Genomic DNA, 15571 nt, shown 5'->3' with positions numbered 1-15571 from the left:
GCCCGGCCAGTTCCGGGTACCACGCCCACATGACCCAGGAGAATGAGCCGAAGCCCGCGGCGGACGTCTCGGATCAGCAGCGGCCGGCCGCGGGGGGCGCGGCCGAGCAACTCGAGCCGGCCATGCCGCTCGAGGCCGATCCCGCGGACGTCGCCGAGCAGGCAGTCCCGGTGTCTCTCGATGAAGACGACGACCATCGTCGGTGACGGCTGAGGTGTGAGTTTCGACAAAGGTGGGTACACCGCGCCAGCGACCGCGCAGCACCGTCCACGGAGGTGACCACATGGCCGATACGTCTCGCCTGCCCACTCCCGTCGCCGAGGTCTGGGAATGGCAGCGGCATGGCAACTGCCGCAATCTCGACAGCTCGGTGTTCTTCCATCCTGACGGAGAACGTGGCTTCGCGCGAGCCGACCGGGTGGCGCGGGCCAAGGAGATCTGCCGTACCTGCCCGGTGATCGTCCAGTGCCGGCATCACGCGCTCACGGTGCAGGAGCCGTTCGGCGTCTGGGGTGGCTTGGACGAGGCCGAACGGCGAGATGCGATCGCTCGCCGCAAGAAGCTGCAGTCGGTAGCGCACTGAGTTCTTTTTCACGCACGGGCACGCAGGCTGCTCAGCACCTCGTAGGGCGGGATCCAGCCGCGGTCGACGAGCACGTCGTACAGCGCCACGAGATTGGCCCGGATCTCGTTGTCTCCCTTCGCGTCCACCAGCATCCGCGCACGGTCGAGTACGGACTGGTCCGGTTCGGGCGCCGGCCCGGGCGGCGTGCCGTCCGGCGTCACCGAGCCCGACGCCACTGCGCGGTCCAACATCGGTTCGATGGCAGCGTGTTCGACGCGTTCCGCCAGCTGTAGGAGCGCCTGCGCGATCCGGTGCAGCTTGATGTTGTGTTGCTGGGACAGCCCGATCAGGAGGCGAAACGCCTCCTGCGGTGAACACCGATGCGAGACCACCAGCACGCCAACGGCCTGTTCAATCGTGGCGCGACTGCGCAGTGCGCGCCGCAACCCGTCCAGTTCGTTCCGCAGGCCGATGTCGTCGGGAGGGCCGGAACCGGGAGTGTCCGAAGTGTGGGCCACGCGACGGACCGCCCACTTACCGCGGGGTGGTGTGACAGCGGAATGGCAGGCGCGGCAACGTCATTGAAAAACTCCCCCGGTCGGCAGGCACGAAGAGGTGCGGACGCGAGAGCGCTTACAGTCGCCGGCCGCGCCAGCGCGCTGCGGCTGGTTTCTCGACCGCTGTTGACGTCGGCTCCAGAGATTGATTGGGCGCGCGTGCCCGCACAGCCCCGCGGAATGTCGTCGCAGGCACCGTCCTCAGAACCCACCGTCCTGGTTGACGAGGGTGCGCAGTCGGGTCAGCGCGCGGTGTTGTGACGTCCGCACGTTGGCCGAGGACAACCCCAGTGCCTCCGCGGTCTCGCCCGCGGACAGCCCGACCACGATGCGCAGGGTCACGATGTCGCGCTGCGTCCTGGGCAGGATGCGAAGTAGCCGGCTGAGCCGGCGCCCCAGATCGGTGTTGAGCGCATGCCGCTCGGGTTCGTTCCCGCCTGCACCCGGTTCCGGCACCTCCGGCGTCGGGTCGGCACGCTCACGTGCCACCAGGCGGAACGCGTCCGACACTTTGTTCGCCGCGATGGCATGCACGAGGTAGAGGAATGACCCGCCGCGGTCCTGGTAGTTCGGTAGTGCCCGCAGGACGGCGACACAGGTCTCCTGTGCGACGTCATCGGCGGAAACGTAGGAGAGATCGCGCCGGCCGAGCCGCGCGCGGCAGTACCTGGTGACGACAGGGGTAATCATTGACAGCAGCGTGTCGACGGCGAATGGATCACCACCTGCTGCTGCTTTTACGAGTGGATCGAGCTCCGCACGAGTGAGCGGATAACCCCGGTTCTCCCGGGGCTCAGCGCGCTCAGGTGTCGGCGCAAGAGTGATGGCGACGCTTTCCATAGTCGGCTCCCAGACCATGAACAATGCGGTCGCCGCCGGGGTCTTGGACGGCGCGATTCGGGGGGTTTCCGGGCCATGAGCTGGAAGGTGCGGGGAGCCAGCCTGCTCGTGACCACTTCAGCGCCATGCTAGAGGCGTCAAGTCAGGTAATCCAGTTACCAAGAAAAGTTAGCTGGAATGTCCTATAGCGACGACGGCGTCGGACCGGAAATGCCTGATCAGCGTCGAATGTCGGTGATGGGGTCACCGACACGCCCAGATCCGTCGTCTCAGCACAGCACAAATCGCGTCTCGTCGCGGCGTCGCGACAGGACAATGCCGGTACAACTAGTGCGTTACGCGCCCATGACCACGGCGTCGATCGCGGCGTCGACGCTGGCGTACACGGGCATCTGCACGACCAGGCCGGTCGCCTCCAAGGGCCGCAGTACGACCCGGCTGGTTGCGACGATGGCCCAGTTCAATTGATCCAATACGGACTTCTCAGCGAGCTCGGCCAGCACCGACAGCCCTGCGGAACCGAGGAATCCGACATCGTCGAAGTCCAGTACCAGCCCGCCGGCTCGTGTCCCCACTTCCTGTACCCATTTCCGCAGCTCGGGCGCCGACAGCAGGTCGATCTCACCGGTGATGTGCGCCAGCACCACCTCGTCCGGCCTGCGTTCTGCTTCGATGCGCATGCCGTGGGCGTCGGCGACAATGGATCGCGTGCTCACCGGAGACTGCACTGTCAGGCCGTTCGGCTCGGTGCTTCGCACGGTGGAATCCCTCCGTAGGGTTCGGACAGGGAGTTGGGGGAAATTACAGAAGAACATTGTGTGAGCCACGCGGCGCGCGACACGCAAGTCAACGCTCGCGGCTGTGTGCTCAACCGTGCCTACCACCGTAGGAAGCTCCCACCTCATGCGCAACCCGCTGCCGATGCACTGGTGCGCTGCGTTTGCCCCGTTGCCGGCTCGGGTACAGGCGTAGCCGAGCGTTGGGAGGGCTGATCCGGGTGAGTTGGGGAGAGCTCGGTGTTCGCGGGCTGGCCGGGCAGCTGCGTCAGGTTGCCTCCTCTGGCGACCTGGACGGTCTCGCGGTGTTGCTTGCCCAGTTGATCGGCGAGCGCGCGCCACGCAGGCACCTGTTCCAGCCTGTGCTGCTGGAGCTCATCGCAACAATCGTGCGGGAACTGCAGCACCGGGTCGGACGCCGTGACGGCGCGCTGTACACGGTCGAGGTGTTCGACGATGACGACTGTCTGCTGGAGATCGACGCGGTGCCACCGGCATTGCGGGCGATGCTGCGTGCGGTGCTCGCCGCGCTCAACGATGACGGTGCAGGCACCCGGTTCCAGGTGGGCCTGGTGACCGGCGATCCGGATCCGCTCGGCAGGCTCGACGCTGTGGTTCATGTGCTGCGGTGGGCGAACGCGCTGACGGGCGGGAAATGATCGTGGTCGGCTACGAGGGCGCCGAACGTTACCTGCCTGCCGACCGCAGCCTGCAGGCGCTGCGGTCGGCGGCCCGTGGTTGCCGCGGTTGCGATCTCTACCGGGACGCAACGCAGACCGTTTTCGGCGCAGGCCCGTCAACTGCTCACGTGGTGCTCGTTGGCGAGGTGCCAGGCGACCGGGAGGACGTGACGGGCAGGCCGTTCGTCGGCCCGGCGGGCGCGTTGCTCGACAGGGCACTGGACGATGCCGGAATCGACCGGGAAACGGTGTATGTCACCAATGCCGTGAAGCACTTTCGATTTTCCCCCGCAGATAGGGGAAAGCGGCGTATTCACATGAAGCCGTCCCGGTCGCAGATCGTCGCCTGCCACCCCTGGCTCGTCGCGGAGCTGGCGGTGCTGGCACCCGCGGTGGTGGTCTGTCTTGGTGCGACCGCAGCACAATCCTTGCTGGGAAAGGACTTCCGTGTCCGCGAGCAGCGTGGTCTGCTGCTCGACGGGTTCGCGGGCGAACTGCCGGGTGCGCCTCGCGTGCTGGCAACGCTACATCCGTCCGCGGTGTTACGCGCGCCCCCGGAGGAGCGCGAGCAGGCATACGCCGAGCTGGTCGCCGATCTTCACGTTGTGGCGAAAGCAATCTGAGAGCGATCGGGTGTGCGGGCAGCGCATTCGGCCTCGCCCCCCTACGGTGGACAGTGGCAGCTCCTCCCAGTACACCGAAGGGAAACGCCGAACATGCTTGCTATGACAGACGCTGCCGCTGAGGCGATCAGCGCGCTGACCTCTCAGCAGGATGGCCAGGGCGCGGCCGGATTGCGGTTCTCGGTGCGGCAGGAAACCGAGGCGGGTGCGCAGCTGGCCCTCTCGATCGCCCCCGCACCCGAGGAGGGCGACCAGGTGCTCGACACCGAAAGCGGTGCGCGCGTCTTCCTCGAGCCGCAGGCGGCTACGTTCCTCGACGACAAAGTGCTCGACGTCCAGCAGGACGATCAGGGTCAGCTGAACTTTGCGGTGATGCAGCAACCACAGGCCTGAGAAGGCGCCGGTGGGTTGTTCGGCGGCGGCCGGAGAATCGGCCGCCGCCGAGCATGTTGCTGTGCGTCCTTAGTGGACAAAGGTGGTGCTGGGGTCCTCTTAGTCTTCGCGGTGCGCCCGAACCAGGGCGGCGGTTTGCTCGCGTAGCAGCCGGGCGGCCTCGCGTTGCGCGTGCTCGAGCGAGGGTGCGTGGTCGATGAGGGCGCGGCTGCCCGCGATACCCGCGCCGGCGAGCTCCTCGGGGCTCAACGCGACCCGCCCGGCCACGGCCAGCACGGGTATGCCGTGCCGCCCTGCCATCGCGGCGATTCCGGCTGGGGCCTTGCCGGCAAGGCTCTGCTGGTCGAGCGAACCTTCGCCGGTGATCACCAGGTCCGCACCAGGCAGCGCCTGTGCCACACCGGTGAGCTCGACCACCAGGTGGAACCCGGATTCCGCGCGAGCGCCGAGTGCGGCCATGGCGCCCCCCGACACGCCGCCGCCGGCGCCGGCACTCGGCACATCGCCCAGCGCGATGGTGCCTGCCCGGTGCAGTGCGTCGGCCCAGGCGCGCAGCGCCGCCTCCAACTGCTCCACCTCACGTGGGCCTGCGCCCTTCTGGGGGCCGAAGACGGCGGCGGCGCCGTTCGGGCCGAGTAGCGGGTTCGTGACGTCGGTCGCCACGCGCACAGTGGTGTCGCCGAGGCGCTCGCGTACGGCGGCCAGCTCCACCGTGGCGACCCCACCGAGCGCGCCGCCGCCCAGTGCGGTGTGTGCGCCGGAGGAGTCGAGCACCTGAGCGCCGAGCGCACGCAGCATCCCGGAACCGCCGTCGGTGCTGGCGGTCCCGCCGACCGTGAGCACGATCCGGCTCGCGCCTCCGGTCAGTGCGTGACCGATGAGCTCCCCGACGCCGTAGGTGTGCGCCGCCAGTGCCACCGCGGGCGACGGCGTGACGTACTCGATGCCGCACGCGCGCGCAGACTCGATGTAGGCCGCGCCGTCCAGCAACACGTACCAGGCATCGACCTGCTCGCTGAGCGGCCCGCTGACCCGCAGGTCCACGCGCTTTCCACCGGCGGCCAGCAGCACGTCGAGCGTGCCCTCACCGCCGTCGGCAACCGGGCACAGTGTCACTTCGGCATCCGGCACCGCGTCCCGCACGCCGGCGCCGATGGCCTCGGCCGCCTCCACGGCGGTGAGGCTGCCCTTGAACTTGTCCGGTGCGATGACCACGCGCATCCCGGCTCACCCCTTCACCGGGGTCAGCGGGTCGCCACCGGTCAGCACGGCCGCGACGTTGCGCGCGGCCAGCATCGCCATCGCGGTGCGGGTCTCCACGGTCGCGGAGCCGAGGTGCGGTGCGAGCGCGACGTTGTCCAGCTCCAGCAACCGTGGATGGACCTCGGGTTCCTTCTCGAAGACGTCCAGTCCGGCGCCGGCGATGACACCGTCGGCCAGCGCGTCGGCGAGCGCGGCCTCGTCGACGACCGGCCCCCGGGTCGTGTTGATCAGGAACGCCGAGGGCTTCATCGAAGCGAGCGCAGTGGCGTCGATGAGGTGGCGGGTCTCGGGCGTCAACGGGCAGTGCAGCGACAGCACGTCCGCGGTGTGCAGGAGTTCCTCGAACGGCAGGTAGCGCGCCTGCAGCGCGTTCTCGACCTCGCCGGGGACCCGCCGCCTGCCGCTGTAGGCGATGTCCATCCCGAACGCGAGCGCGCGGCGGGCGACGGCCTGCCCGATCTGGCCGAGCCCGACGATGCCGAGCGTCTTGCCCTGCAGCCCGGAACCGAGCATGAAGCCGAGGTTGAAGGACCACGGAGTACGGGCACGCAGGAGCCGCTCGCCTTCGCCGAGTCGCCGGGTCACCACCAGCAGCAGGCCGAAGGCGAGGTCCGCGGTGGCATCGGTGAGCACACCAGGCGTGTTGGTGAACACGATGCCGCGGTCGGTGAGCGCGGCGACATCGGCATTGTCGTAGCCGACCGCCACCGTGGCGATGACTTTCACCTGGGGGCCCGCGGCGTCGGCGAACGCGGCGTCGACGCGGTCGTGCAGTGTGCTGACGATGGCGTCGGCGCCCGCAATGGCGGTGTGCAGCTCGCCGGGTGACAGCGCGCGGTCCGGTTCGGGGAACCACACGTCCCCGACCTCGCGCAGCACCGCGAGTGCGGGCTCCGCGATCTTCCTGGTGACCACGATCCGAGGCCGGTTCTCCGTCATCCACCGCTCCTATGCGCTGCTGATCAACATGCCCCCAGAGTCACCTTAGTAGGGGGCTCGCCTTTTTCCAGGATGGAAAATCTTGTGTTGACGACTTGGAAAGTCAAGGGCTACGGTTTCCAACATGGAAACAGATGGGGAACCAGGCGGCCGGCCGACTCCGCAAGAAGCAGGCGCCGCCCTGCGGGAGATCGAACAAGCGCAAGCCTCGCTCGCCGGAACACCGCCACCGTGGTGGTATTTCCTTGCGCTGGCCGCATTGGTGGCCATCGCGCCGGTCGTCAACGTCGCGCCGCCGACACTCTTGGGCATCACGCTGACCCTCGTCGGGGTCGTGGCATGGACTGCGCTGCTCGGTATCGCGATCGGGCTGTACGTGCGGAAGGTCGGTATCGTGCCGCGGGTCAGCGCGGTGCCGCGGCGTGTCGTGTGGCTGCCGATGGTCGGTGTTCTCGCGCTGCTGATCGGCGCCGCGGTACTGGTCAACGTCTACGACCAGGAGTGGATCTGGTTCGTCGCGTCGGGTGTACTCGCCGCCCTGATCGTGGTCATGGGTGGCGTACTCCGGCGCAAGGCTCGGAAGATGGCATGACCATGCGTGATCCCGCCACTGGTTTCGACGCGATCATCCACGCCCCGAACCGGTTGCGGATCTGTGCCCTGCTCGATGTTGTGGAGCATGCCGAGTTCGGCGTGGTCCAGGAGCGGCTCGGGGTCAGCGCTTCGGTGCTCAGCAAGCATGTGAGTGTGCTGATGGACGCCGGTTACGTGGAACAGCGCAAGGCCGTTCGCGACACCCGGCAGCGTGTGTGGTTGCACCTGACCAAGGACGGCCGCGCAGCCTACCGCGCACATGTGGCTGCACTGCGCGACATCGTCGGCCATTGACGGGTTCGCGCGGCGCCCAGTATGTTCATATGCAGAACGTGTGTGCGCAATGCGAACGAGGTGGTGCAACGTGGCGGAGATCGTTTCGCTGGCCGAGGGGGTCGCGAGGCTGGTGCACGATGGCGACATGGTCGCCATGGAGGGGTTCACGCACCTGATCCCGCACGCGGCCGGGCAGGAGATCATCCGCCAGCGGCGCCGGGACCTGACCCTGGTGCGGATGACGCCGGACATCATCTACGACCAGCTCATCGGCGCCGGGTGCGCGCGCAAGCTGGTCTTCTCCTGGGGTGGTAACCCCGGGGTCGGCTCGCTGCACCGTTTCCGCGACGCCGTGCAGAACGGCTGGCCGGTTCCGCTGGAGATCGAGGAACACAGCCACGCCGGGATGGCCAACCGCTACGTCGCGGGCGCCTCCGGGCTTCCGTTCGCGGTGCTGCGCGGCTACTCCGGCACCGACCTGCCCAAGCGCACCGACACGATCAAGCAGATCACCTGCCCGTTCACGGGTGAGCAGCTCGCCGCCGTTCCCGCGCTGAACCCGGATGTGTCGGTCATTCACGCCCAGCGCGCCGACCGCGCCGGCAACGTGCAGATCTGGGGCCTGGTCGGGGTGCAGAAGGAAGCGGTACTCGCGGCGAAGCGGAGCCTGGTCACCGTTGAGGAGATCGTCGACGAGCTCGAGCCGGTGCCCGGCCAGCTGATCCTGCCGAGCTGGGCGCTCACCTGCGTTGCCGTGGCGCCACACGGTGCCCATCCGTCCTACGCGCAGGGCTACTACGAGCGCGACAACGCCTACTACGCACACTGGGATTCCATTGGGCGAAAGCGGGACTCGTTCCAGGACTGGCTTCGCGAGAAGGTGTTCACCATGGAGGGTGCGCAATGACGGCCACGACCGCTGACGCCGAGCGGACCTACACCGCCGACGAGATGATGTCGATCGCCGCTGCCAGGGCGCTGACCAACGGGAAGCGGTGCTTCGTCGGGATCGGCCTGCCCTCCACGGCCGCGAACCTCGCGCGCCGCACACACGCTCCGGGCCTCGTGCTGATCTACGAGTCCGGCACGCTCGGCTCCAAGCCCGGCCGGCTACCCGCCTCGATCGGTGACGGCATCCTCGCCGAGACCGCCGATGCCGTGATCAGCGTGCCCGAGGTGTTCAACTACTGGCTGCAGCCCGGCCGCATCGACGTCGGCTTCCTCGGCGCCGCGCAGCTCGACAGGTTCGGCAACATCAACACCACCGTGATCGGCGACGACTACGCCCAGCCGACGGTGCGCCTGCCCGGCGCGGGCGGCGCCCCGGAGATCGCCGCCTCGTGCCGCGAGGTGTTCGTCGTGGTGCGGCAGAGCGCGCGCAGCTTCGTCGAGAAGGTCGACTTCATCACCTCGTTCGGTCACGGCTCCGGCAAGGGCGACAGGGAGCGGCTCGGCCTGCGTGGCGCCGGGCCCACGCTGGTGATCACCGACCTCGCGGTGTTCCGGCCCGATCCGGAGACCGCCGAGCTGGTGCTCAGCCAGCTGCACCCCGGCGTCGAGGTCGAGCAGGTGCGCGCGGCGACCGGCTGGGACCTCAAGGTCTCGCCGGAGCTCTCTCGTACTGATGCGCCGACCGAGACCGAGCTGCAGACCCTGCGTGAACTGAAGGCAGCCAAGTGAACGACGCATTCGTACTCGACGCGATCCGCACCCCGTTCGGCCGCTACGGCGGGGCGCTCGCGAAGGTCCGCCCCGACGACCTGGCCGCCCACGTGCTTCGTGAGCTGGCGACTCGGAGCGACCTTGATCCGTCCACTGTAGACGAAGTGATCCTGGGTGACGCCAACCAGGCCGGCGAGGACAACCGCAACGTCGCCAGGATGGCGGCACTGCTCGCAGGCTGGCCGACCAGCGTGCCCGGCAGCACCGTCAACCGGCTGTGCGGGTCCGGGCTGGACGCGGTGATGCAAGCCAGCCGGTCGATTGCGACCGGCGACGCCTCGCTCGTCGTTGCCGGTGGCGTGGAGTCCATGACCCGCGCGCCGATGATCCTGCTGAAACCGGAAAAGGCTTATGGCGCCGGCAACCAGACGCTGCATTCGAGCACGCTGGGCTGGCGTATGGTCAACCCCGAGATGCCCGAGCAGTGGACGATCTCGCTCGGTGAGAGCACCGAGCGGCTTGCCGAGCGCTACGGCATCACGCGCGAGCAGCAGGACGAGTTCGCATTGCGCAGCCACCTCAAGGCGGCAAAGGCGTGGGACGCTGGTTTCTACGACTCGCATGTCGTGCCGGTGCCAGGCGCCGAGCTCATCCGGGACGAAGGAATCCGCCCGGACTCCACTGTGGACAAACTGGCGAAGCTCAAGCCGGCATTCCGTCCACAAGGTACTGTTACGGCGGGCAATGCCTCACCGCTCAACGACGGCGCATCCGCCGTCCTGCTGGGTGACCAGCAGGCCGCCGACCGGCTCGGTAAGAGGCCACTCGCGCGCATCGCCGGGCGCGGCGCCGCCGGGGTGGATCCGGACGTGTTCGGGATCGGTCCCGTTCGTGCCGCCGAAATCGCGTTGGAGCGTGCCGGTATCGGCTGGGGTGATCTCGCCGCGGTCGAGCTGAACGAGGCGTTCGCGGCGCAGTCGCTGGCCTGCCTCGCCGACTGGCCCAAGCTGGATCCCGAGATCGTGAACGTCAACGGCGGTGCCATCGCCATCGGCCACCCGCTCGGCGCCTCCGGTGGCCGCATCCTCGGTGCGCTCGCGCACGAGCTGCGCCGCCGCGGCGGCGGCTGGGGCCTGGCGGCCATCTGCATTGGCGTCGGCCAGGGACTGGCCGTTGTGCTCGAGGCGTAGACCAAGGAGGGTTGATGACCGCGCACACGTCGTCGTCGGAATCCGGGCTCATCCTGCCGAGGTACCGGCGGGATCCGGAAGGGACACATCCCCCACTCGATTCACTGGGGTACAAGTCGACAGGCCTGCGCCATCCGCAGCAGCCGCTCGTGTTGTTGCCGCACAAGCTCACCGAGATCACCGGGCCGCTGCTCGGCCCCGGCCGCATCGGTGAGCTCGACAACGACCTGACCCGGCAGCACCCGCAGGAACCACAGGGGCAGCGGATCATCGTGCACGGCAGGCTGCTCGACGGTGACGGAAGGCCGGTGCCCAACTCTCTGATCGAGATCTGGCAGGCCAATGCGGGCGGCCGGTACAAGCACATGTGGGACAACTGGCCCTGCCCGGTCGACCCGTACTTCGACGGCGTGGGCCGCACGTTGACCGACAGCGAGGGGCGTTACGAGTTCACCACGATCAAGCCGGGCGCCTACCCGTGGAAGAACCACGACAACGCCTGGCGGCCAGCGCACATTCACTTCTCGGTGTTCGGCATGGCGTTCACCCAGCGGCTGGTCACGCAGATGTACTTCCCGGACGATCCGCTGTTCTTCCAGGACCCGATCTTCAACTCGGTGCCGGACGAGAAGGCGCGGCAGCGGATGGTCTCGAGCTTCGACATGAGCCGCACGGTGCCGGAATGGGCGCTGGCGTTCGAGTTCGACATCGTGCTGCGCGGGCGCGAGGCGACGCCGTTCGAGAACGAGGAGGACGAGGACGAGTGAGCACACCCTCACAGACTGTCGGCCCCTACCTGTCGATCGGCCTGCCGTGGCCGGACGGACCCACGGTGGTCGAGGAGGGCACACCCGGTGCGGTGTGGATTCGCGGCGTCATCACCGATGGCGCCGGTGCGCGGGTGCCGGACGCGATGATCGAGACCTGGCAGGCCGATCCGGATGGCCGCTTCGACCATCCGGACGACCCGCGCGGCGCGCGGCCGGGCTTCCGTGGCTTCGGGCGCTGTCCCACGAACGACGACGGTGAGTACGGGATTCTCACGCTGCTGCCGGGCGCACTGCCCGGAGAGGCGTCGCACATCAACGTGTCGGTGTTCGCGCGTGGGCTGCTGCACCGGGTGGTCACCCGCATCTACTTCCCGGACAACGCCGCCGACCCGGTGCTGGCGTCGGTGCCCGCCGACCGCAGGGGCACGCTGATCGCCACCAGGACCGAGGACGGCTACCGCTTCGACGTGCGGCTGCAAGGCGAAGGCGAGACAGTGTTCTTCGATGTCTGAGCTGTTCGACCCGGTGCTCGCAGCGGGTGCTGTCCATGCCGAGGTCGGCGACACCGCGTGGCTGTGCGGCATGCTCGACTTCGAGGCGGCGCTGGCCGCCGCCGAGGCGGACGCGGGGCTGATCGAGCGGGCACACGCCGAGCGCATCAGCGCGGCCTGCCGTCCCGAGCACTACGACCCGGCGGCGCTGGGGCGGGGCGCGACCGGGATCGGCAACCCGGCCGCGCCGCTGGTGCGGGCACTGACCGAGCGGGTGGGCGGCGAAGCGGCGCGGCACGTCCATCGTGGCGCCACCAGCCAGGACGTGCTGGACACCGCGGCGATGCTGGTGAGCAAGCGGGCATTGGTGCCGCTGCTGGCCGATCTCGGCGCGTGTGCCGAAACGGCAGCCCGGCTCGCGCGGGAGCACACCGGCACCGTCCAAGTAGGACGAACCCTGCTGCAGCACGCTCTGCCGGTGACGTTCGGCCTGACCGCGGCCGGCTGGCTCAGTGCGCTGAACGCGGCGGCGGACCGGTTGCGGGCGTTGCGGTTGCCTGCGCAGCTCGGCGGAGCGAGCGGCACCCTGGCCTCACTCGGCGAGCACGGCCCCGCCGTGCTCGCCGCGCTCAGCCACCGGCTGGGGCTGGCCGAACCGGTGCTGCCGTGGCACACCGACAGGACACCCGTCGCCGACCTGGCCGGTGCGCTCGGCGAGGCCGCCGGTGTGGTGGCGAGCATCGCCCGCGACATCGTGCTGCTCGCGCAGACCGAGGTCGGTGAGCTCCACGAGCAGGGCCCGCCGGGCAGCGGCGGGTCGTCGACGATGCCGCACAAGCGCAACCCGGTGGCCGCCGTGTCGGCGCTGGCCTGTGCCAAGCGGGCGCCCGGCCTGGTCGCCGACCTGCTCGCGGCGATGGAACAGGAGCACCAGCGCGCCGCGGGCGCGTGGCACGCGGAATGGCGCCCGTTCACCGAGCTGTGGCTTGCGGCCGGGTCGGCGGCGCACTGGCTGCGCACCAGCCTTGACCGCCTGCAGGTGGATGTTGTTGCCATGCAAGCGAATCTGGAGCGCAGTGGGGGAGTGCTGCTCGCGGAGCGGATCACCACCGAGCTGGCTCCGGAGACCGGGCGGCTCGCGGCTCACGACGCCGTCACCGCCTGCTGCCACCGGGCGCTGGCCGGTGAGGGCACGCTGGCCGAGCTGCTCGCGGCCGATCCGCTGGTGGGTGCGCGGTTGTCCGCCGAACGCATCGCGCAACTGCTCGATCCCGCCGACTACCTCGGCAGCGCGGGCGTGTTCGTCGAACGCGCGCTGGCCGCGCACAAGAACGCAAGGAAGGAATGACCGTGCGGGTGAACTACGTCGCCGACGGCCCCGCCGATGGTGAGGTCGTGGTGCTGTCCGGCTCGATCGGCAGCAACCTGAGCATGTGGGACCCGCAGGTCGAGCCGCTCACCTCGGCCGGCTTTCGAGTGGTGCGCTACGACCAGCGGGGCCACGGTCGCACGCCGGTCCCGTCCGGACCGTGCACGCTGGCGGACCTCGGCGGTGACGTCGTCGAGCTGTTGGACTCGCTCGGCGTTGAGCGCGCCCACTTCGTGGGCCTGTCGCTGGGTGGAATGACGGGGATGTGGCTCGGCATTCACGAACCCGCCCGGATCGCGAGTCTTGTGTTGTGCTGCACGTCCGCCGGGCTCGGCACACCGCAGATGTGGGCGGAGCGGGCGCGGACCGCGCGCACCGAGGGCATGGCGGCCATCGCGGACGGCAGCATCCAGCGCTGGTTCACCCAGGACTGGCTCACCGCGAACCCGCAACTGGCGCGGGAGTATCACCACATGACCGCCACTACGCCCGCCGAGGGCTACGCGGCCTGCTGTGCTGCGATCGGCGAGATGGACCTGGTCGACGACCTGCTCAAGATCAGCGCGCCGACGCTGGTGATCTCCGGAGCCGATGACCCGGCCACCCCACCCGAGGAGCACGGCAGGCTGATCGCCGATGCCGTTGCCGGCGCGCGGTTCGAGGTCGTGGAACAGGCCGCCCACCTCGGGAATGTGGAGCAGCCGCAGCGGTTCAGCGAACTCATCATCGAAGGGCTGGCGCGATGACCGACTGGTATGCCGAGGGAATGAAGGTCCGCCGCGAGGTGCTCGGCGATGAGCACGTCGACCGGGCAGTGGCCGGTACGACCGAGTTCACAGCGCCGTTTCAGGACTACATCACACGCGCGGCGTGGGGTTCGGTGTGGACCCGGGACGGGCTGGACCGTAAGACGCGCAGCTGTATCACCCTGGCCGTGCTGACCGCGCTGCACTGTCACGGCGAGATCGCCATGCACGTGCGAGCTGCTATCGGCAATGGGCTCACTCCCGACGAGATCGCCGAGGTGCTGTTGCACACCGGCGTCTACTCCGGTGTGCCCGCGGCGAACGAGGCGTTCGCCATCGCGGCGCGCACGCTGGCCGAGATGGGCGAGATATAGGTTTTCTCCATGGCAGAAGGTACGGAGCGCGGTGCGCACCATGTGCAGTCGCTGGAACGCGGTCTGGCCGTGATCAAGGCGTTCGGTGCCGGGTCGGCGGAGCTCACGCTGAGCGAGGTCGCCAGGGTCACCGGGCTCACCCGCGCGGCGGCCCGGCGTTTCCTGCTGACACTGGCCGACCTCGGCTACGTCCGAACCGACGGCAAGTACTTCTCGCTGACCGCGCGCGTGCTCGAAATCGGCTACGCGTTCCTGTCCAGTCTGTCGTTGCCGGAGGTCGCCCAGCCGCACCTGGAGCGCCTGTCGGCGGAGGTACAGGAGTCGAGCTCGGTGTCGGTACTGGAAGGCGCCGACATCGTCTACGTCGCCAGGGTCGCGGTGTCGCGGATCATGGCGGTGTCGATCAATGTCGGGACGCGCTTCCCCGCGCACGCGACCTCGATGGGGCACGTTCTGCTCGCCGGGCTCGATGAGGCGGCCTTCGCCGAGTACCTGCAGCATGCGTCGTTCGAGCAGTACACCTCCCACACCATCGTCTCGCCCGCCCGTCTAGGTGCCGAGCTGGCGACCGTGCGGACACAGGGGTGGGCGCTGGTGGACCAGGAGCTCGAGGAGGGCCTGCGGTCCGTGGCGGCGCCGATCCACGGGCCGGACGGGGCCGTGGTGGCCGCCATCAACCTGTCGACGCATGCGAGCCGTAACACGCCCGAGTCGGTGCGCGCCGAACTGCTCCCGCCGCTGCTCGCGGCGGCGGGGCGGATCGAGGCCGATCTCGCCGTCACGTCACCGGCAAGGGTGTCATGATCACCGCGGGACTGCTGCTGGCGGCCGGTGCCGGCCGCCGTTTCGGCAAGCCGAAGGCGCTGGCGGAGCTGGGCGGTGAGGCGCTCGTGACGCGCGCGGTCCGCATCCTGACCGAGGGCGGCTGCGATCCGGTGGTCGTGGTCCTCGGCGCGGGTGCGGACGAGGCGCGCGCGCTGGTGCCTCGGACGGCGACCGTTGTGGTAGCGGCCGACTGGGCCGAGGGCATGGGTGCGTCCCTGCGCGCTGGGCTGCGTGCGCTGCCGTCGCTGGACCCGGTGCCGGACGCCGCGCTCGTGCAGCTGGTCGACCTGCCGGGTGTGGGGGCGGAGGTGGTGGCCCGCCTGGTCACCCACACCGGATCCGAGGCGGTCGCCCGTGCCGGATACGACGGTGTGCCTGGCCATCCGGTGCTGTTCGGGCGCAAGTGGTGGGCGGAGATCGCGGCGACCGCCCAGGGTGACCGAGGGGCGCGAGGTTGGCTGTCGGGCCGCGCCGACGTCCGCCTGGTGGAGTGCGGGGACCTCGGCCACGGCGCCGACGCCGACACCCCAGCGGAGCTGAACCCTTAGAGCGCGTCTGGGAACCGTCCTCCGTGCGAGCGGTGATCCAGATGGATGCATCGCAAGGCGGAGGAGGGAGCCATGACGGAGTCATGGTGA

General features: G+C 69.2%; 22 protein-coding genes. 17 read left to right on the top strand and 5 right to left on the bottom strand.

Annotated features, from left to right (window positions below; all coding sequences use genetic code 11):
- Positions 1–29: 29 nt before the first annotated feature.
- Complete coding sequence (locus ABZ863_RS28645) at positions 30–206, top strand: hypothetical protein (RefSeq protein WP_358541840.1); 177 nt, start codon at positions 30–32, stop codon at positions 204–206.
- A 77-nt stretch (positions 207–283) separates the two neighbouring features.
- Positions 284–583: a WhiB family transcriptional regulator gene (locus tag ABZ863_RS28640; protein ID WP_358541838.1), complete on the top strand. Its 300-nt coding sequence runs from the start codon at positions 284–286 to the stop codon at positions 581–583.
- An 8-nt stretch (positions 584–591) separates the two neighbouring features.
- Here ABZ863_RS28640 and ABZ863_RS28635 read toward each other — a convergent pair whose 3' ends face one another.
- The 3 genes from ABZ863_RS28635 to ABZ863_RS28625 form a co-directional block, all read right to left on the bottom strand.
- The gene (locus tag ABZ863_RS28635; RefSeq protein WP_358541835.1) at positions 592–1083 is read right to left on the bottom strand and encodes an ANTAR domain-containing protein; all 492 of its coding nucleotides are present in this window, start codon (positions 1081–1083) and stop codon (positions 592–594) included.
- Between the two features lie 240 nt (positions 1084–1323).
- Positions 1324–1962 (bottom strand): RNA polymerase sigma factor ShbA, encoded by a 639-nt coding sequence (shbA, locus tag ABZ863_RS28630; protein ID WP_358541832.1) that lies wholly within the window; start codon positions 1960–1962, stop codon positions 1324–1326.
- A gap of 335 nt (positions 1963–2297) precedes the next feature.
- On the bottom strand, positions 2298–2720 hold the full coding sequence (locus tag ABZ863_RS28625) for an anti-sigma factor antagonist (RefSeq protein ID WP_358541829.1): 423 nt from the start codon (positions 2718–2720) through the stop codon (positions 2298–2300).
- A 239-nt stretch (positions 2721–2959) separates the two neighbouring features.
- On the opposite strand from ABZ863_RS28625, the gene ABZ863_RS28620 reads away from it, so the two are divergent.
- The 3 genes from ABZ863_RS28620 (at position 2960) to ABZ863_RS28610 (ending at position 4434) form a co-directional block, all read left to right on the top strand.
- Positions 2960–3397, top strand: a complete 438-nt coding sequence (locus ABZ863_RS28620) for a hypothetical protein (protein ID WP_358541826.1) — start codon at positions 2960–2962, stop codon at positions 3395–3397.
- 2 nt (positions 3398–3399) lie between these two features.
- On the top strand, positions 3400–4041 hold the full coding sequence (locus tag ABZ863_RS28615; protein WP_358541961.1) for a UdgX family uracil-DNA binding protein: 642 nt from the start codon (positions 3400–3402) through the stop codon (positions 4039–4041).
- Between the two features lie 93 nt (positions 4042–4134).
- On the top strand, positions 4135–4434 hold the full coding sequence (locus ABZ863_RS28610; protein ID WP_358541824.1) for an iron-sulfur cluster biosynthesis family protein: 300 nt from the start codon (positions 4135–4137) through the stop codon (positions 4432–4434).
- A 99-nt stretch (positions 4435–4533) separates the two neighbouring features.
- On the opposite strand, the gene ABZ863_RS28605 is transcribed toward ABZ863_RS28610, so the two are convergent.
- Positions 4534–5655 (bottom strand): glycerate kinase, encoded by a 1122-nt coding sequence (locus tag ABZ863_RS28605; RefSeq protein WP_358541821.1) that lies wholly within the window; start codon positions 5653–5655, stop codon positions 4534–4536.
- A 6-nt stretch (positions 5656–5661) separates the two neighbouring features.
- Complete coding sequence (locus ABZ863_RS28600; protein WP_358541819.1) at positions 5662–6636, bottom strand: D-glycerate dehydrogenase; 975 nt, start codon at positions 6634–6636, stop codon at positions 5662–5664.
- A 124-nt stretch (positions 6637–6760) separates the two neighbouring features.
- On the opposite strand from ABZ863_RS28600, the gene ABZ863_RS28595 reads away from it, so the two are divergent.
- The 12 genes from ABZ863_RS28595 (at position 6761) to ABZ863_RS28540 (ending at position 15481) form a co-directional block, all read left to right on the top strand.
- A complete protein-coding gene (locus ABZ863_RS28595; protein WP_358541817.1) occupies positions 6761–7228 on the top strand; it encodes a hypothetical protein in 468 nt (155 codons plus the stop codon).
- A complete protein-coding gene (locus tag ABZ863_RS28590) occupies positions 7225–7524 on the top strand; it encodes a transcriptional regulator (RefSeq protein ID WP_358541814.1) in 300 nt (99 codons plus the stop codon). The genes ABZ863_RS28595 and ABZ863_RS28590 overlap by 4 nt, the downstream gene beginning before the upstream one ends.
- Before the next feature lie 70 nt (positions 7525–7594).
- The gene (locus tag ABZ863_RS28585; RefSeq protein WP_358541812.1) at positions 7595–8413 is read left to right on the top strand and encodes a CoA-transferase; all 819 of its coding nucleotides are present in this window, start codon (positions 7595–7597) and stop codon (positions 8411–8413) included.
- Positions 8410–9186, top strand: coding sequence for a CoA-transferase subunit beta (locus ABZ863_RS28580; RefSeq protein ID WP_358541810.1), 777 nt, complete (start codon positions 8410–8412; stop codon positions 9184–9186). Before ABZ863_RS28585 ends, ABZ863_RS28580 begins: the two co-directional genes overlap by 4 nt.
- Positions 9183–10358, top strand: a complete 1176-nt coding sequence (locus ABZ863_RS28575) for a thiolase family protein (protein WP_358541808.1) — start codon at positions 9183–9185, stop codon at positions 10356–10358. The genes ABZ863_RS28580 and ABZ863_RS28575 overlap by 4 nt, the downstream gene beginning before the upstream one ends.
- A gap of 14 nt (positions 10359–10372) precedes the next feature.
- On the top strand, positions 10373–11125 hold the full coding sequence (gene pcaH / locus ABZ863_RS28570; protein ID WP_358541806.1) for a protocatechuate 3,4-dioxygenase subunit beta: 753 nt from the start codon (positions 10373–10375) through the stop codon (positions 11123–11125).
- Positions 11122–11640: a protocatechuate 3,4-dioxygenase subunit alpha gene (gene pcaG, locus ABZ863_RS28565; RefSeq protein ID WP_358541804.1), complete on the top strand. Its 519-nt coding sequence runs from the start codon at positions 11122–11124 to the stop codon at positions 11638–11640. The genes pcaH and pcaG overlap by 4 nt, the downstream gene beginning before the upstream one ends.
- Positions 11633–12967 carry a 3-carboxy-cis,cis-muconate cycloisomerase gene (gene pcaB, locus ABZ863_RS28560; RefSeq protein WP_358541801.1) on the top strand — a complete coding sequence of 445 codons (1335 nt, stop codon included), beginning with the start codon at positions 11633–11635 and terminating at the stop codon, positions 12965–12967. The genes pcaG and pcaB overlap by 8 nt, the downstream gene beginning before the upstream one ends.
- Positions 12968–12969: 2 nt before the next feature.
- Entirely contained in the window at positions 12970–13734 is a 765-nt protein-coding gene (pcaD, locus tag ABZ863_RS28555; protein ID WP_358541959.1) for a 3-oxoadipate enol-lactonase, read from the top strand.
- Positions 13731–14108 carry a 4-carboxymuconolactone decarboxylase gene (gene pcaC, locus ABZ863_RS28550; RefSeq protein WP_358541799.1) on the top strand — a complete coding sequence of 126 codons (378 nt, stop codon included), beginning with the start codon at positions 13731–13733 and terminating at the stop codon, positions 14106–14108. The genes pcaD and pcaC overlap by 4 nt, the downstream gene beginning before the upstream one ends.
- A gap of 9 nt (positions 14109–14117) precedes the next feature.
- Positions 14118–14912 carry an IclR family transcriptional regulator C-terminal domain-containing protein gene (locus ABZ863_RS28545; protein ID WP_358541797.1) on the top strand — a complete coding sequence of 265 codons (795 nt, stop codon included), beginning with the start codon at positions 14118–14120 and terminating at the stop codon, positions 14910–14912.
- Positions 14909–15481: a nucleotidyltransferase family protein gene (locus tag ABZ863_RS28540; protein ID WP_358541795.1), complete on the top strand. Its 573-nt coding sequence runs from the start codon at positions 14909–14911 to the stop codon at positions 15479–15481. Before ABZ863_RS28545 ends, ABZ863_RS28540 begins: the two co-directional genes overlap by 4 nt.
- The last annotated feature ends 90 nt before the right edge of the window (positions 15482–15571 follow it).

Source organism: Saccharomonospora sp. NPDC046836 (genome assembly GCF_040645195.1).
GTDB lineage: Bacteria > Actinomycetota > Actinomycetes > Mycobacteriales > Pseudonocardiaceae > Prauserella_A.
This window is presented reverse-complemented; position numbering and strand designations above follow the sequence as displayed.

Excerpts from the sequence above, each read along its gene's own strand:
- ABZ863_RS28645 (WP_358541840.1), top strand. The coding sequence starts at position 30 with ATGACCCAGGAGAATGAGCCGAAGCCCGCGGCGGACGTCTCGGATCAG.
- ABZ863_RS28640 (WP_358541838.1), top strand. The coding sequence starts at position 284 with ATGGCCGATACGTCTCGCCTGCCCACTCCCGTCGCCGAGGTCTGGGAA.
- shbA (WP_358541832.1), bottom strand. The coding sequence starts at position 1,962 with ATGGAAAGCGTCGCCATCACTCTTGCGCCGACACCTGAGCGCGCTGAG.
- ABZ863_RS28610 (WP_358541824.1), top strand. The coding sequence starts at position 4,135 with ATGCTTGCTATGACAGACGCTGCCGCTGAGGCGATCAGCGCGCTGACC.
- ABZ863_RS28605 (WP_358541821.1), bottom strand. The coding sequence starts at position 5,655 with ATGCGCGTGGTCATCGCACCGGACAAGTTCAAGGGCAGCCTCACCGCC.
- ABZ863_RS28600 (WP_358541819.1), bottom strand. The coding sequence starts at position 6,636 with ATGACGGAGAACCGGCCTCGGATCGTGGTCACCAGGAAGATCGCGGAG.
- ABZ863_RS28595 (WP_358541817.1), top strand. The coding sequence starts at position 6,761 with ATGGAAACAGATGGGGAACCAGGCGGCCGGCCGACTCCGCAAGAAGCA.
- ABZ863_RS28590 (WP_358541814.1), top strand. The coding sequence starts at position 7,225 with ATGACCATGCGTGATCCCGCCACTGGTTTCGACGCGATCATCCACGCC.
- ABZ863_RS28580 (WP_358541810.1), top strand. The coding sequence starts at position 8,410 with ATGACGGCCACGACCGCTGACGCCGAGCGGACCTACACCGCCGACGAG.
- pcaH (WP_358541806.1), top strand. The coding sequence starts at position 10,373 with ATGACCGCGCACACGTCGTCGTCGGAATCCGGGCTCATCCTGCCGAGG.
- pcaB (WP_358541801.1), top strand. The coding sequence starts at position 11,633 with ATGTCTGAGCTGTTCGACCCGGTGCTCGCAGCGGGTGCTGTCCATGCC.
- pcaC (WP_358541799.1), top strand. The coding sequence starts at position 13,731 with ATGACCGACTGGTATGCCGAGGGAATGAAGGTCCGCCGCGAGGTGCTC.
- ABZ863_RS28545 (WP_358541797.1), top strand. The coding sequence starts at position 14,118 with ATGGCAGAAGGTACGGAGCGCGGTGCGCACCATGTGCAGTCGCTGGAA.
- ABZ863_RS28540 (WP_358541795.1), top strand. The coding sequence starts at position 14,909 with ATGATCACCGCGGGACTGCTGCTGGCGGCCGGTGCCGGCCGCCGTTTC.